We start from the raw sequence: 14,016 nt of genomic DNA, 5'->3' as shown, positions 1-14,016 counted from the left end.
GTCGTCACGGCTGGAAGATGTGCAGCTCCACCGTTTCGCCCGTGCCGTTGATCTTGACGTAGCCGCTCGCCCGCTTGAAGTGCTGCGTGCCGCCGGTGATCGCGTTCTCCAGGGTCCGCCGCGGGTTGAGCCCCTGCACCGTGATCTGGCCCTCGGGCGTGTTGAAGGTGCCGACCGCCTGCTCCTGGATCTCACCGCCGTCGACGGCCAGGACCGCTCCCTGGTAGCCCCAGGTGCCGAACGGCTCGCCCGTGCCGGAGAGGGCGGACGTACCGAACTCGGTGTAGACGGTGCCGGCGGGCGGGTCGGGCGGCGGCTCGTGGCCCCCGGTGCGGGTCAGGGTGAGTTCGATGACCCGTTCCTTGCGGCCGTCGTGCTGGTCGTGGTTGTCGCTCGGGGAAGCCGACACCGTGGGTACGCACAGGGCCGTCACGCCGACTGCGGCGACGGCGACGCCGACGGCGCGGCGAACTGCTCGCTCAGCGAACACGCATGTTCTCCTTCGCTGTTCTCGCTCGGGACGAGGGCCGTCCTGGTCGGACGGTTCGACAGCGGTGATCATCACACTTTCGGCCATCGGCCAAACCCGCCGTGCCCGCATGCAACCCGGAGGGCGTCAGGCTCGGGAGGACCGGGGCCCGCCCGCCCGGCGTCGTCGGACGGCGAGGAGGGCGACCACCAGGGCCGCACCGAACAGGATCAGGCAGCCCAGGGTCAGCAGCGTGACCTCGAAGGCGGTGGTGAAGGCGTCGTCGGCGGCGGTGCGGACACGGTCCTGCGCGACGTCGTCGGGCAGCCGGCCCAGCAGTTCGCTGCTCGCCTTGCCCTGGGTGAGGACGTCGTCGAGGGCGGCCTGTTCCTCGACGGTGAGGTCGGTGGCCGAGGGGTGGACCAGCGCGTTCCGCCGGCCCCATTCCACCGAGGTGAACAGCAGGTTGGTGAGGGCCAGCCCCAGGGTCGCTCCCAGTTGGCGGGCCTGGACGGCAAGGCTCGCCCCGACGCCCCGGGCGGAGCCGGGCAGCGAGGTCATGACCACCACCGTCGCGGACGGGTAGACCAAGGGGGGCGCCAGTCCGAAGATCACGAGGGCCGGGAGGAGAAGGAGACCCTGGCGCGCTTCGACCCCGAAGGCCAGCCAGAGGAGGGTGCAGCCCGTGAGGGCCAGGCCGGTGACGATCAGGTGGACACCACGCCCGCGGTCGGTCAGCTGGCCCGCGTACGCCGAGACGCCGAGGGCGCCCAGGCTCGTGGCCGTGACCAGCAGGCTCGCCTGGAAGGCGCTGAAGTCCAGCACGTGCTGGAAGTACAGCATGGTGTAGACCGCGAGGGTGAGCCCCGCGCACTGGACGAAGGCCAGCGCCGCCATGGGGGTCGACACCGTCGGCAGGCGGAGGTACCTGAGGTCCAGCAGGGGTTGGGCGGCGCGCAGTTCGACGCGGACGAACGCGCCGAGGAGGGCGACGCCGGCGGCCAGCGCCAGCAGGGTGCCGTAGTGGGCGTAGCCCCACTCCGAGGAACGCTCGAAGGCCAGGACCACCAGGGTGAGACCCGTGGCGATCAGGACGGCGCCCCGCACGTCCAGCGACCTCCGTCCCGCCGCCCTGCTCTCCACCAGCGCGCGTCGGGTGAGGGCCACGACCAGCACGGACGCCGGCACGGCGGCGGCGAACGCCCATCTCCAGCTGAGGACCTGCACCAGCAGGGCGATGCCGAGCGGCACCACGATGCCGAAGAGCGTGATCCCGGCGGTCTGCACGCCGACGGCCCAGCCGTGGGTGTGTTCCGGCAGCGCGGCCGTCAGGTTCGCCACGGCGAGCGGCACGGCCAGGGCCACGCCCAGGCCCTGCACGGCACGGGACACCACCAGGAACGTTCCGTCGGGGGCGATCGCGCACAGTGCCGAGCCGATCCCGAAGACCACCAGGCCCAGGAGCAGCACCTTCCGGCGCCCCACCACATCGCCCAGCCGGCCGGTCACCACCGCGAACGCGGTGACCGGCAGCAGGGCGGCCACGACGACCCAGTGCAGCTCGGAGCTGTCGAGGCCGAGCTCCCGCTGGATGACGGGCAGGGCCACGATGATGCTCGTCAGGCTGGAGAACAGGAGGGAGGCCGCGGTCACCATCGCGACCAGCGCCGCACGCTGTTGCGACGTCAGCTCTCGGAGGTGGCCCATGCCGCGTCACTGTAGTTGCGGCCCGGCCGGCAGACGTCGAGTGACACAGATGAGCAGCGGAAATCCTCGACTGCGCAGATGCGGGGACAGCGATATCCTGATAAGGGGCAATGCCCCGATTCCCCTTTCGAGGTCTTCTCATGAGCGATGCAGATGCGGGAATGACGAATAAGGAGCTGGATTCCGCGTTCGACGCGGACTACGAATACTTCATGCGGATCCAGCATCATTCCGAATACAACCTTCGCGAGCTCGACATCGTGACGCACCTGGGGGGACTGCAGCCGGGAGAGAAGGTGCTGGACGCTCCCTGCGGCTACGGGCGGATCTCGCTGGGGCTGGCCCGGGCCGGCTTCGAGGTCGTGGGGATCGACCGTAGTGAGCAGTTCATCCGTTCGGCCCGGAGGGACGCGGCCGAGAGCGGTGTGTCCGTCGATTACCGGATCGGCGATCTGCGGACACTCGACCTGGCCCCGCAGTTCGACCTGGCGGTCATGTGGTTCAACTCGTTCGGCTACACGTCCGACGACGAGAGCCGGCGCATCCTCGCCAATCTGCGGCATGCGCTCCTGCCCGGCGGGCGGCTCGTCGTCGACACGGTGAATCCGGCTTTCGAATACAGTCAGGCATTCGCGCAGAATCCCCGTTATCGGATGATGCAGGGCGCCGGGACGGACTTCCTCGTGGACGAGATGACCGTGCTCGCGGACCGGGTCAAGGGCAGGCGCATCATCGTCCGTTCGGGTGCCGTCCGCGAACTGCTCTGGTCCCTGCGTCTGTTGAGCCAGGGGGAGTTCGGTGACTGGTTCAGGTCGGCGGGGTTCGGCTCCGTCGCGTTCTTCGGTGAGGACGGCCCGGGACCTCCGAAGATCGGCCGGCGCCGGATGATCGTCGTCGGACGCCTGTAGCCCCCGGTCGGCCGTTCGGCCGAGCCGCCTGGCGGGATGTCAGGTCCGGCCGAAGACTGGGCTCGTAGCGTCGGCCTTCCGGCGGGCTGCCACCCCCTGTCACGGAGGTTCGATGACGGAGCACCCCTACGGGCCGGCGCGATCCCGTCGGCGTTTTCGGTTCGGGACGACCCTGCTGGGAGCGGTCCTGGCCGCGGGTCTGGCGATGGCGCCGCCGGCCGGCGCAGCGGCGCCGAGCGCCAATCCGCCCTCGCCATCACCCGGCGACCCCCGCCAGCTGGCCTATGTGGCGAATCAAAGTTCGGACGACGTGTCGGTGATCGACACCGCCACCAACACCGTCGTCACCACGATCAGCACCGGTGAAGGCTCCGGACCGTCCGGGGTCGCCGTCACACCCGACGGCACCAAGGCCTACGTCACCGACTTCGCGGCGAACCAGGTGTCGGTGATCGACACCGCCACCAACACCGTCGCCACCACGATCAGCACCGGTGAAGGCTCCGGACCGTCCGGGGTCGCCGTCACACCCGACGGCACCAAGGCCTATGTCGCCGAGAGCCTGTCGGACACCGTGTCGGTGATCGACACCGCCACCGACACCATCCCCACCACCGTCGCCGTCCCTGGCGGTACCTCACCCTTCCAGGTGGCGGTCGCCCCGACGAACGGCAGCCAGGTCTACGTCTCCCTCCGGGCCGGCGGGAACGACGGGGACGTGGCGGTGATCTCCACCGCCACCAACACCCTCACCGACGTCATCGGCCCCCAGACCCCCGCCTACGGACTGGCGGTCACCCCCGACGGCGGCCAGCTCTACGTCGCCCAGTTCACCGACCAGATCAACCAAGTGACCGTCCTCGACACGGCCACCGGCAACACCATCACCACCATCGACACCGGCACCGACACCCAGCCCTTCGGCGTGGCGGTGACCCCGGACGGCACTCGTGCCTACGTCACCTTCAGCGGCAACGGCGCGGGCCAGGAGTCCGTGGGCGTGATCGACACCGCCACCGGAACCCTCGTCGACACCGTCGGCGTCGGCGAGGCACCCGTCGCGGTGGCCGTCACCCCTGACAGCAGCCGGGCGTACGTCGCCAACAGCAGCTCCAACGACGTGTCGGTGATCGACATTGCCACCGACACCCTCTCCGACACCGTCGGTGTCGGCACGGGACCGATCAGCGTGGCCATCGCCACCGTCCCGGGCGTCCCCTCCCCCGGCCCCCGCGGGACGGTCTCCTCCGCCAAGCCCGTCGCGGTGTACGCCAAGCCCGATCGGCACTCCGACGTGGTCGGCCACCTCAAGCCGGGCCGTACCGTCGCCCTCGCGTGCAAGCTCGGGCACGGCGACCGCGCCGCGGGCGGCGACCACGGCTGGTACAAGCTCGCGGAAGACCCCCGCGGGTGGGTGCAGGCCGAGCGGTTGAGGGTCGTCAACCCGCCCGTCCCGCCTTGCTCGCACGGGTGATCGACTGACCTCCGACTGGGCGGCTCCGGTGTTCCGGGGCCGCCCGTCGGAGTGTCGAATTGGCTTGCAGATTTGTCCTGTTTAGGTTGATTTGCGTCCGTTCTTCGGTCTCCGGTAGGGACAGGAAATGTTTGCCACATTGAGCAAAAGGCGTTCGTCGGCCGCGAAGATCGCGGGAATGTCCGCCGTGGGAATGCTGGCGGGCGCAGCGGCCGTGGCGGCGCTGATGTCCGCGCCGGCGGCGAGCGCCAGCCCCGGGGACGACAAGCCGGTTTCCCTGCTGGGGACGTGGACGGGTGAACGCCAGGTCATCAGCAGCGCGAACGGGTTCTTCGAGGGGCCGGTCTCCTTGCAGGTGACCGAGCAACAGGACCGCACCTTCAAGGGACTCACGAGGTACGTCACCTCCGGGGGCGTGCGCGTCGAGAAGACCGTGGTCGGCGCCTTCACCCCTCATCGTTCGGTGATGGCCGGCTCGAACGACGAGGGCGTCTACACCTTCGAGCTGGTGCACCGTGACGTGCTGGAGTACTGCTACACCGAACACGGTGGCGACGCCTCCGTGACGTCCTGCGGCAAGCTGGTGAGGAACCACCGCTGACCTGCCCGGGTGAGGGCGAGACCACCCTCCAGGGCGCCTACAGCGAGCAGGGCACGCCGCTGCGGACGTTCGAGGACGCCGTGGTCGGCGGGACCGACAAGTACGCGGGTGCCAAGGGGCAGGCGTCGTACACCCTGCTCGACTCGGAGGACCCGACGCGCCCGCGGTACCACGTCCGCGTCACCCTCGACCACGGCAAGGGCGGCGGCAAGGGCAAGGGCCACGGCCCGCGACAGCCCCCTCCCCCTCCTCCGCCGGGACGGTGGTGTCCGGGCGGAGGAGGACCGCCTCACATGAGCTCGCGGCCCCGGGTCTCGGGCAGGCCGAGCAGGGCCAGTACGGCGATGGCGTAGCCGACCGCGCCGAACACCAGCGCCCCGCCCACGCCCCAGCTCGCCGCGAGGAACCCCACCAGGGTCGGGAAGAACGCGCCCACCGCACGGCCGGTGTTGTAGGTGAACCCCTGGCCCGTGGCCCTGAGGGCGGTCGGGTAGAGCTCGGCGAGGAACGAGCCGAACCCGCTGAAGATGGCCGACATGCAGAAGCCCAGCGGGAAGCCGAGGACCAGCAGCAGGTCGTTCTTGCCGGGCGGGATGTGGGTGTAGGCGAGGACGGCCAGCGCGGAGAGGAACGCGAAGAGGATGATATTGCGCTTGCGGCCCAGCCGGTCGGTGAGGTAGCCCCCGGTGAGGTAGCCGATGAACGCGCCGGAGATGAGGAAGGCCAGATAGCCTCCCGTGCCGACGACGGTCAGGCCGCGGTCGGTCTTGAGGTAGGTCGGCACCCAGGTGGCGAGCGTGTAGTACCCGCCCTGGACACCGGTCGAGAGCAGTACGGCGAACAGCGTGGTGCGCAGCAGCCCCGGCCGGAAGATCCCGGTGAACGAGCCCCGCCGGGTGCTCATGGCCCGGGCGTGCGCGTGGGCCGGCGCGTCGTCGACGTGCCGCCGGATGTAGACGACCAGCAGGGCGGGCAGGGCCCCGGTCCAGAACATCACGCGCCACGCGATGTCGTCGTCGAGGAAGTTGAACACCAGCGTGTAGACGACCACCGCCAGTGCCCAGCCGGCCGCCCAGGCGCTCTGGACACCGCCGAGGGTGCGCCCGCGGTGCCGGGCGGAGGCGTACTCGGCGACGAGGACCGCGCCGACCGCCCACTCGCCGCCGAAGCCGATGCCCTGCAGGGCGCGGAAGACCAGCAGCGCCTCGTAGCTGGGTGCGAAGCCGCACAGGACGGTGAAGACGGCGTACGTGATCACCGTGATCATCAGTGCCTTCACCCGGCCGATCCGGTCGGCGAGGATGCCCGCGAGGATCCCTCCGACCGCCGAGACGACCAGGGTGACGGTGGTGAGGAGGCCGGTCTGGCCGCCGTCCAGACCGAAGTATGCGGCGATGGCCACCATGCTCAGGGGCAGCGTGAAGAAGTCGTAGGAATCCAGGGCGTAGCCGCCGAACGCACCGTAGAAGGCGCGCCGACCGCGCGGCCCGAGCGCGCGCAGCCAGGCGAACGGGCCGGTCTCCGCGCGCCGTTCACCGTCCTCGTCCGCGGTCGGGCCGTCCTTGCGGTCGTTGCCGTCATGCGCCGTCATTCGCGTCTGCACCCCGTACGGAGAACGGTCCTGTGCCCGGGACCCTACGCCGCACCCGGCCCGTTGTCCCGGGAATCCGCCGGGGCGGCGCGCCGACCGCGCCGGGCCGCCTCCGCCGAGAGGGGGAGGAGCCGATCGCCCTGCGCGGGGGCCGGTCGGGGGAGCGTGCTCCGGCCACGGTCGGCCGAAAGTGGACGGGTCATCGTCGTCCAGGGCGGGAAGGCTCAACGTGCGCCACTCGGCGACCTCAGCGGTGTGCGGCCCCGCGACACGTCCGCAGCCCACCGCGGCGGAGGGCGACCTGCGCCCGCCCGGCACCCCGCTCGAGAGCCCGCCCGAGAGCCCGTCCGAGAAGCTGCGCCGGTACGCACGCGCCGCCGCGCCGGCGCTCGTGGTGTACGGGGCGAGCGCGGCGGTCCACCTGGTGCTGCTGGCGCTCATGGCCGGAGCGGGGTCCGGCGGGCCCGGGCTGCTGGACCGGCTGCTCGCCTGGGACGGGCGCCATTTCACGGACATCGCCGCGTACGGCTACCCGGACGGGTTCACCTACGGGGCCGACGGCAAGCCGACCGGGAACGACCTCGCCTTCTTCCCGCTGTTCCCGCTCCTGAGCCGCGCCGTCCACCACCTGACCGGCCTGGACACCGGCCTGGCCGCCGTCGTGACCGCGCACCTGGCGATGATCGCCGCCCTGGTCGTCGTCCAGCAGCTCATGACCAGGCTCTACGGACGGCGGACGGCCCTCGTCGTGATCGTCCTGCTGGCCGCCGCGCAGCCCATGTCGATCGCCTTCTTCATGGCCTACAGCGAATCCCTCTTCCTCGCGCTGGGCGCAGGGGCCCTGCTGGCCGTGCACCGCAAGGCCTGGCTCACGGCCGGCGCGCTCGGCCTGCTCGCCGGTCTCACCCGGCCCGCGGCGGTCTCCGTGGCCGCGGCGATCGCGGTGGCCGCCGCCCTGCACCTGTACCGCGAGCGGCGCCTGTCCTGGCGTCCCCCGGCCGCGGTCGCCCTCGCCTGCGTCGCCACGCCTGCGTACCTGTGGTGGGTGGGGAACCGTCTGCACCGGCTCGACGCCTGGTTCCTCATCCAGGAAGCGGGCTGGGGAACCCACTGGGACTTCGGCCGCGCCTACGTCGACTTCCTGCGTTCTACCCTGGCCGGCAGTGACGGCTGGGTCGCCGTCAGCACCGCCGTCCTCACCCTCGGTCTGCTCTGCGCCACGGTCGTCGCGTGCCGCCGCACCACCTGGCCGCCGCTGCTCGTCCACGGGTGCGTGGTGGTGGCCCTCACCCTCGGGCAGAGCAACTTCTACCACTCCAAGCTCCGCCTGCTCATACCCGCGCTGGTGTTCCTCGTCCCGCTCGCCCGCGCGATCAGCAGGACCAGCGGCCGGACCGCCGCCCTCACCCTCGGCGCGGCGGCCCTCTTCGGCTGCTGGTACGGCGCCTACATGCTCACCGTCTGGCGCTACGCGATCTGACGGGTCTGACGGGTCTGACGGGTCTGACGGGTCTGACGGGTCGCGGAGGAGCGGGTCAGTGGTGGTGGACGGTGGCGCCGTAGTCGGACAGGTCCACCTCGGTGCCGTAGAGGTGGACGGTGCCGCCGTGGGCCATGACGGTGGCCTGGTCGTAGGCGTGGACCGTGGCGCCGTCGTGGACGGTGACGGTGGAGCCGGCGTAGGCGTGGACGACGGCTTCTCCCTCCGCATGGTGCAGGACGGCCTGGTCCTCGACGTGGACCGTGCCGCCCGTGGCCGTGTGGATCGTGGATCCCGTGTGGGCGTGGACGGTTCCCCCGGTGACGGCGTAGACGCTGCTTCCCGTGTGGAGCTGGACGATTCCACCGGCCACCTCGCTGATCGGGGTGGTGCTGGCGGATTCGACGTCTCCGCCCTTGACCGAGGTGAGACGGCTGGTGCCGTTGAGGGTGACGAGGCCGTCGATCACTTCGTCGACGGTGCTGTTGTCCATGACCAACAGGGTTCCGCCGTGCACGACGGAGCACCACGAGTCCCCGTGCAGGGTGGCCGGCCCGTTGTAGAGGTTCTCGATCGTTCCGTCCTGGACGCCCACGTGGTAGTGGGTCCACTTGTTGACGATGGTGCCGCTGGGGTGGCAGTGACCGGCTCCTCCGTGGAGGTTGACCACCACGCCACCGCTCCAGATGCTGCAGACCCCGCCGTACTGGTCGGTGACCGTGGCGCCGCGTCTGATGTCGACGTAGCCGCCGCGCAGGGTGCTGATGACGGCGCCGTCGACGGCGTTGACCGCGCCGTCGTTCATGACGGCCAGGGGTTCGCCGTCGATCCCCCCGCACAGTTGGATCGCTCCGCGTCCCCGGTCGAGGGTCAGACGCTCCGCCTCGGGGCCGCCTCCGGGCGCGAAGTACAGCGGCTCCGGGTCGGACAGGGAGGCGTTGAGCTCGCTCTGGGTGTAGATGGTCCGGTAGGGGAGGTCCGTCCGGTGCGCCACGTCCCGTAACCGTCCGGTCGGCCGGTCCTCGGGCTGGGACGCGGCGAACGCGTGCATGCCCGTGGTGACCTGGGACCAGCGGCGGCGGTCCTCCAGGGGAAGCTCCGCCATGACCTGCTGAACGATTTCGTCGGGGAGTTCGGAGGTGGGGTGTTCGAATCCTGCGGGGTCGGTCAACGAGATCTCCTTCGTCATTCCCGGTCGATGCGGGCTCGACATTCCGGTCGGAGTCCTCGGTCAACCTACAGATGACCGAACGGGCGCCCACATGTCCGATGGGGCAGCCCATCGGACAGCGGCGGTCTGCACGTTGGAGCAGCACGGGGCGCATGCGGAGGACCGGTCACCTCCTGCTCGCGCGGCAGGGCGCCGTCGTCCGTCGGATCCACCGCCGCGTGCCCGCGTGCCCGCGCGCCCGCACGCACGCCCGCATCCCTATATCCCGCTGATCCCTACGACATATCCTTCACCCGCCTTACGGCTCACTTCGTCCCATCGGGCAATGTCCGGTATTCCGGTGGACGGGTCGAACGAATGGACCACGATCACATCCCCTTCCGGGTCCGTCTCGCACCCGTAGGCGACGAGCCAGTGCATGGCCGTGGACCACATGACCGGAACACCCTTCGCGCACGCCTCGACGAGTATCTCGCCCGTCAGTTCGGGGAAATAGAAGAAGGGCACGCCCTCAGGAAATTCCGGAACCCCGCAGCCGTCGACGGCGTATTCCAGGGCGGCCCAGCCGAGGGGGATCTTCTGCATTTCTTCGTGGACTTCACCGATGGAGGCAGTTGCCCCGATCTTCTCCTGCGCGGCGGTGAAGGACTTTCGGTAGGCTTCGAACGCCTGCCCGGTCGCCTTTCCCGACATCAGGTACAGGTGCATCGCGTCGTCGGCGGTCATGTCCGTCCCCACCGCCCAGTTGCAGGCCGTGGCCACGGCCGCCGCGTAGCACTGGTAGCCGGCCTGGACACAGCCGGGTGAGGGCAGCTCGGCCATTCCCGTGTACTCGCCCTTCGGCGTCGCGCCCGCTCTGGTCCCCAGGCGCGTCCTGAGGAGCAACTTGCAGCCGGGGCACCGGAATTCTCCGTCCCCGTAGCTGGCGAAACATGCTCGGCAGAGCATCACGGTCCCGCCGCATTCGACCGGGCAGACAAATATGTCGTCCGCCCGGTACTGCACTTCCGTACAGGTCTCCAGACAGGCTATGCAGAGGTTGGCAGCGACTCTCGCGGTCTCCTCCTCACTCTCCGGCCTGAGCTCCATGCCCAGGTCCAGGAATTCGCTCATGGCCTGGAACTCGCCGATCGTGAGGCCCCTGACATCCTTCGGCAGGTTCGCGCACGCTTGGCATGCGACTCCGGAACCCTGCTCCTGCGCGCATCTGCGGCACACCACCGCACGTTGGCACTGCGACAGGCAGACAAATATTTCTCCGGAGAGATAGGATTCCATGGGAAAGCATTCCTGGCAGAATGCACACTGGTACACGCGGGCCCCTTTTCCGAGGATGGCGCACATGATTGTGCCAACTCCGGAGAAGGACGAGAGGGCCCATGGGGCGTCCTTCGGGGCAGCCGCGAGGTCCCCGCAGAGGCGGACGACCGGGTTACCGGGCCGTCACCTCAACGGCGGGGGCCGAGGACCTCGTCCAGGTCCACGGAGCCGGTCTCGTCGTGGCCGGAGGCCAGGAAGCCGTCGACGGCCGGGATGGCGGCGACGCGCAGCTGCCAGGTACGGACGACGTCGTGCAGGGGGGTGAGGGTGTAGGTGTGCCGGGAGGCGTCGAGAGCCCTGGCCCAGTCCTGCTGGAAGGCCGGCACCCAGGTCTCGGCACGGCGGCCGGCGCGCAGACGGGCCAGCAACTGGGCGGCGGCGGCCGGGGCCGGCGGGGCGGGGGCTTCCTCGGGCTGCGCGCTCACGGGCTCCTCCAAGCGGGTCGTACCGCCACGATAGCCGCCGGAGGGCTGCGGGAAGGAGGGGTTCGCGGCACTGCGTACCCCGGACCGGCCCGACGGCAACGCGGGCCCGCCGTGCTCGGCACGGCGGGCGCGTCCGGTGCGTCGTCAGCGGGTGCCGAGGAGGTGGTCGACGGCCAGCTGGTCGAGGCGTTCGAAGGCCATGCCGCGGGCGGCGGCGGCTTCGCGGTCGAAGTCCTCGTAGGCGGCCCGGTCCGCGAGGAGTGCCTGGAGCCCGTCCTCGGCGGTGGGGAGGGCGAGTTGGTCCAGGCGGGACGCGGCCAGGGCGGCCTTGACCTCCGGGTCGGCGCGGAAGGCCGCGGCGCGCTCCTTGAGGACGAGGTAGTTGCGCATGCAGCCGGCGGCCGAGGCCCAGACGCCGTCCATGTCCTCGGTGCGCGGCGGCTTGAAGTCGAAGTGGCGGGGGCCGGTGTAGCCGCCGGATTCGAGCAGGTCGACGAGCCAGAAGTCCTGTCTGAGGTTGCCGGCGCCGAAGCGGAGGTCCTGGTCGTACTTGATGCCGCTCTGGCCGTTGAGGTCGATGTGGAACAGCTTGCCCGCCCACAGGGCCTGGGCGATGCTGTGCGGGAAGTTGAGCCCGGCCATCTGTTCGTGGGCGACCTCGGGGTTGACGCCGAACATCTCGGGCCGTTCGAGGCGTTCGATGAACGCGAGGGCGTTGCCGACCGTGGGCAGGAGGATGTCGCCGCGGGGCTCGTTCGGCTTGGGCTCGATGGCGAAGCGGAGGCCGTAGCCCTGTTCCGTGACGTACTCGGCGAGGAGGTCGAAGGCCTCCTTCAGGCGGTCCAGTGCGACGCGGACGTCCTTCGCCGCGCCGGACTCGGCGCCTTCCCGGCCGCCCCAGGCGACGTAGACACCGGCTCCGAGTTCCGCCGCCAGGTCGATGTTGCGGATGGTCTTGCGCAGGGCGTAGCGGCGTACGTCGCGGTCGTTCGCGGTGAAGGCGCCGTCCTTGAACACCGGGTGGGTGAACAGGTTGGTGGTGGCCATGGGGACGGTCAGGCCGGTCTCGTCCAGCGCCTTGCGGAACCGCACGATGCGGGCCTGCCGGTCGTCGGGCCCCGCGTCCGGCGGCAGGAGGTCGTCATCGTGGAAGCTCACCCCGTAGGCGCCGAGCTCCGCCAGGCGGTGCACGGTCTCCACCGGGTCCAGCGGCGCTCGGGTGGCCTCACCGAACGGGTCACGGCCCAGCCAGCCGACGGTCCACAGGCCGAAGGTGAAGCGGTGCTCGGGTGCGGGAACGAATTCATTCATGATCTCGTCTCCTTATCTCCGTTTCACATACCGGGAGTTTCGATATTTCTAATATGACACGTGGTACGGAGAGGTGATTCGAGGCCGGAATGCGATTCATCCTCCGTGTCCCCCGAACAGGGGACACGGCCATGAAGGAGTTCGTGATATGGGTCGTGCTGTGACATCGACACCGACGTGCGTGGTCCTCGGCGTGGACAGCTCGACGCAGTCCACGAAGGCCGTGTTCGTCGACGCGTTCACGGGCGAGGTCCTGGCCACCGGCCGGGCGCCGCACGTCGTCCAGGGCGTGGGCGGCGCCCGTGAGACCGACCCCGAGGTGTGGTGGGAGGCCCTGCGGACGGCCGTCACCGCCGGGCTCGACGCCCTCGCGGGGCGCGGCGCGGGTCCGGGGGCGGTGGCCGGCCTGGCGGTCGCGGGACAGCAGCACGGGCTCGTCACCCTCGACCGTGACGGGCGGGCGCTGCGTCCTGCCCTGCTGTGGAACGACACCCGGTCCGCCCCTCAGGCCGTGGAGCTGGTCGACGCGCTCGGCGGCCCGGCGGCGTGGAGCGACCGGACGGGATCGGTCCCGGTCGCCTCGTTCACCGCCGCGAAGTGGCTGTGGCTGCGGCGCAACGATCCCGGCACCGCCTCGGCGTGCGCGGCCGTGCGGCTCCCCCACGACTTCCTCACCGAGCGGCTGTGCGGGCAGGCGGTCACCGACCCTGGCGACGCCTCGGGGACCGGCTGGTACGACACCGGCCGGGGCGCGTACGACCCCGAACTGCTGGAGCTCCTCGGCCTGTCCCCCGCGCTGCTCCCCGCCGTCGCCCCGACCGCGGGATTCCGCGCGGGCTCGCTGACCCCGGCCGCGGCCGCCGTCCTCGGGCTGCCGGCGGGGATCGCGGTCGCCGCCGGCACCGGGGACAACATGGCTGCCGCGGTGGGTCTGGGGCTGGGGCGGTCCGGGCTCCTCGACCATCCGGTGCTCAGCCTGGGCACCTCCGGCACGGCCTTCGCCGTGACGGCGGACCGGCCGCGCACCCGCGGGCTCCCGCAGGTGGCGGGCTTCGCCTCGGCCGACGGCGGCTTCCTCCCCCTGGCCTGCACGCTCAACTGCACGCTCGCCGTGGACAAGATGAGCGCCCTGCTGGGTCTGGACCGCGACGACACGGCTCCCGGTGGGGAGGCCGTGCTGCTGCCGTACCTCGACGGGGAACGCACCCCCGACCTGCCGGCGGCCTCGGGGCTGCTGACCGGGCTGCGCCACACCACGACCCGGCAGCAACTGCTGGGCGCCGCCTACGAAGGTGCGGTCGTCACGCTGCTGCGGGCCCTGGACGACGTCCTGCGGGCCTGTGGCCTCGACCCCGCCGACCCGCGCACGGCCGCACTGCCCCTGCGTCTCGTGGGTGGCGGCGCGGCCGGCCGCACCTGGCGGGACACCGTCCGCCGCCTCTCCGGCCGCCCCCTGGTCGTCCCCGCCCGCACCGAACACGTCGCCCTCGGCGCCGCCGCCCTGGCGGCCGGGGCCACGGGGGAGGATCCCGTCGCGGTGGTACGGGCGTGGGACACGG

12 protein-coding genes are annotated in these 14,016 nt (G+C 70.9%); 5 read left to right on the top strand and 7 right to left on the bottom strand.

Translation table 11 applies throughout. The annotated features are described in order from the left end of the window. Nucleotides 1-4 precede the first annotated feature (4 nt). A complete protein-coding gene (locus tag EF918_RS08925; protein ID WP_125643486.1) occupies nt 5-490 on the bottom strand; it encodes a hypothetical protein in 486 nt (161 codons plus the stop codon). Nucleotides 491-616: 126 nt separating this feature from the next. Continuing rightward, nucleotides 617-2,176, bottom strand: a complete 1,560-nt coding sequence (locus EF918_RS08920) for an MFS transporter (RefSeq protein WP_125643484.1) — start codon at nt 2,174-2,176, stop codon at nt 617-619. A 140-nt stretch (nt 2,177-2,316) separates the two neighbouring features. On the opposite strand from EF918_RS08920, the gene EF918_RS08915 reads away from it, so the two are divergent. The 3 genes from EF918_RS08915 (at nt 2,317) to EF918_RS08905 (ending at nt 5,159) form a co-directional block, all read left to right on the top strand. Continuing rightward, nucleotides 2,317-3,084, top strand: a complete 768-nt coding sequence (locus tag EF918_RS08915; RefSeq protein WP_185921660.1) for a bifunctional 2-polyprenyl-6-hydroxyphenol methylase/3-demethylubiquinol 3-O-methyltransferase UbiG — start codon at nt 2,317-2,319, stop codon at nt 3,082-3,084. A 112-nt stretch (nt 3,085-3,196) separates the two neighbouring features. Beyond that, on the top strand, nt 3,197-4,558 hold the full coding sequence (locus tag EF918_RS08910) for a beta-propeller fold lactonase family protein (RefSeq protein ID WP_125643480.1): 1,362 nt from the start codon (nt 3,197-3,199) through the stop codon (nt 4,556-4,558). A 178-nt stretch (nt 4,559-4,736) separates the two neighbouring features. Continuing rightward, nucleotides 4,737-5,159, top strand: coding sequence for a hypothetical protein (locus tag EF918_RS08905; protein ID WP_125643478.1), 423 nt, complete (start codon nt 4,737-4,739; stop codon nt 5,157-5,159). Between the two features lie 289 nt (nt 5,160-5,448). Here EF918_RS08905 and EF918_RS08900 read toward each other — a convergent pair whose 3' ends face one another. Continuing rightward, nucleotides 5,449-6,750: an MFS transporter gene (locus tag EF918_RS08900; protein WP_125643476.1), complete on the bottom strand. Its 1,302-nt coding sequence runs from the start codon at nt 6,748-6,750 to the stop codon at nt 5,449-5,451. Nucleotides 6,751-6,979: 229 nt separating this feature from the next. On the opposite strand from EF918_RS08900, the gene EF918_RS08895 reads away from it, so the two are divergent. Then, on the top strand, nt 6,980-8,230 hold the full coding sequence (locus tag EF918_RS08895) for a hypothetical protein (protein ID WP_260610000.1): 1,251 nt from the start codon (nt 6,980-6,982) through the stop codon (nt 8,228-8,230). Between the two features lie 55 nt (nt 8,231-8,285). Here EF918_RS08895 and EF918_RS08890 read toward each other — a convergent pair whose 3' ends face one another. The 4 genes from EF918_RS08890 to xylA all read right to left on the bottom strand — a co-directional run bounded on the left by EF918_RS08890 (nt 8,286) and on the right by xylA (nt 12,457). Continuing rightward, on the bottom strand, nt 8,286-9,401 hold the full coding sequence (locus EF918_RS08890) for a hypothetical protein (RefSeq protein ID WP_125643472.1): 1,116 nt from the start codon (nt 9,399-9,401) through the stop codon (nt 8,286-8,288). A 258-nt stretch (nt 9,402-9,659) separates the two neighbouring features. Then, a complete protein-coding gene (locus EF918_RS08885; RefSeq protein ID WP_125643470.1) occupies nt 9,660-10,679 on the bottom strand; it encodes a hypothetical protein in 1,020 nt (339 codons plus the stop codon). A 170-nt stretch (nt 10,680-10,849) separates the two neighbouring features. Further along, nucleotides 10,850-11,146 (bottom strand): DUF6247 family protein, encoded by a 297-nt coding sequence (locus EF918_RS08880; RefSeq protein WP_125643468.1) that lies wholly within the window; start codon nt 11,144-11,146, stop codon nt 10,850-10,852. Between the two features lie 144 nt (nt 11,147-11,290). Further along, nucleotides 11,291-12,457, bottom strand: a complete 1,167-nt coding sequence (gene xylA, locus EF918_RS08875) for a xylose isomerase (RefSeq protein WP_125643466.1) — start codon at nt 12,455-12,457, stop codon at nt 11,291-11,293. 160 nt (nt 12,458-12,617) lie between these two features. On the opposite strand from xylA, the gene xylB reads away from it, so the two are divergent. Further along, nucleotides 12,618-14,016, top strand: a 1,399-nt coding sequence (xylB, locus tag EF918_RS08870; protein WP_260609999.1) for a xylulokinase, incomplete at its 3' end; no start/stop codon positions are given.

This window comes from Streptomyces sp. WAC06614, from assembly GCF_003949795.1.
In the GTDB taxonomy this organism is placed as follows: domain Bacteria; phylum Actinomycetota; class Actinomycetes; order Streptomycetales; family Streptomycetaceae; genus Streptomyces.
This window is presented reverse-complemented; position numbering and strand designations above follow the sequence as displayed.

Bases quoted from the DNA above. Each gene is read 5' to 3' on its own strand.
- EF918_RS08920 (WP_125643484.1), bottom strand. From the start codon at position 2,176: ATGGGCCACCTCCGAGAGCTGACGTCGCAACAGCGTGCGGCGCTGGTC.
- EF918_RS08915 (WP_185921660.1), top strand. From the start codon at position 2,317: ATGAGCGATGCAGATGCGGGAATGACGAATAAGGAGCTGGATTCCGCG.
- EF918_RS08910 (WP_125643480.1), top strand. From the start codon at position 3,197: ATGACGGAGCACCCCTACGGGCCGGCGCGATCCCGTCGGCGTTTTCGG.
- EF918_RS08905 (WP_125643478.1), top strand. From the start codon at position 4,737: ATGTCCGCCGTGGGAATGCTGGCGGGCGCAGCGGCCGTGGCGGCGCTG.
- EF918_RS08900 (WP_125643476.1), bottom strand. From the start codon at position 6,750: ATGACGGCGCATGACGGCAACGACCGCAAGGACGGCCCGACCGCGGAC.
- EF918_RS08885 (WP_125643470.1), bottom strand. From the start codon at position 10,679: ATGGAATCCTATCTCTCCGGAGAAATATTTGTCTGCCTGTCGCAGTGC.
- xylA (WP_125643466.1), bottom strand. From the start codon at position 12,457: ATGAATGAATTCGTTCCCGCACCCGAGCACCGCTTCACCTTCGGCCTG.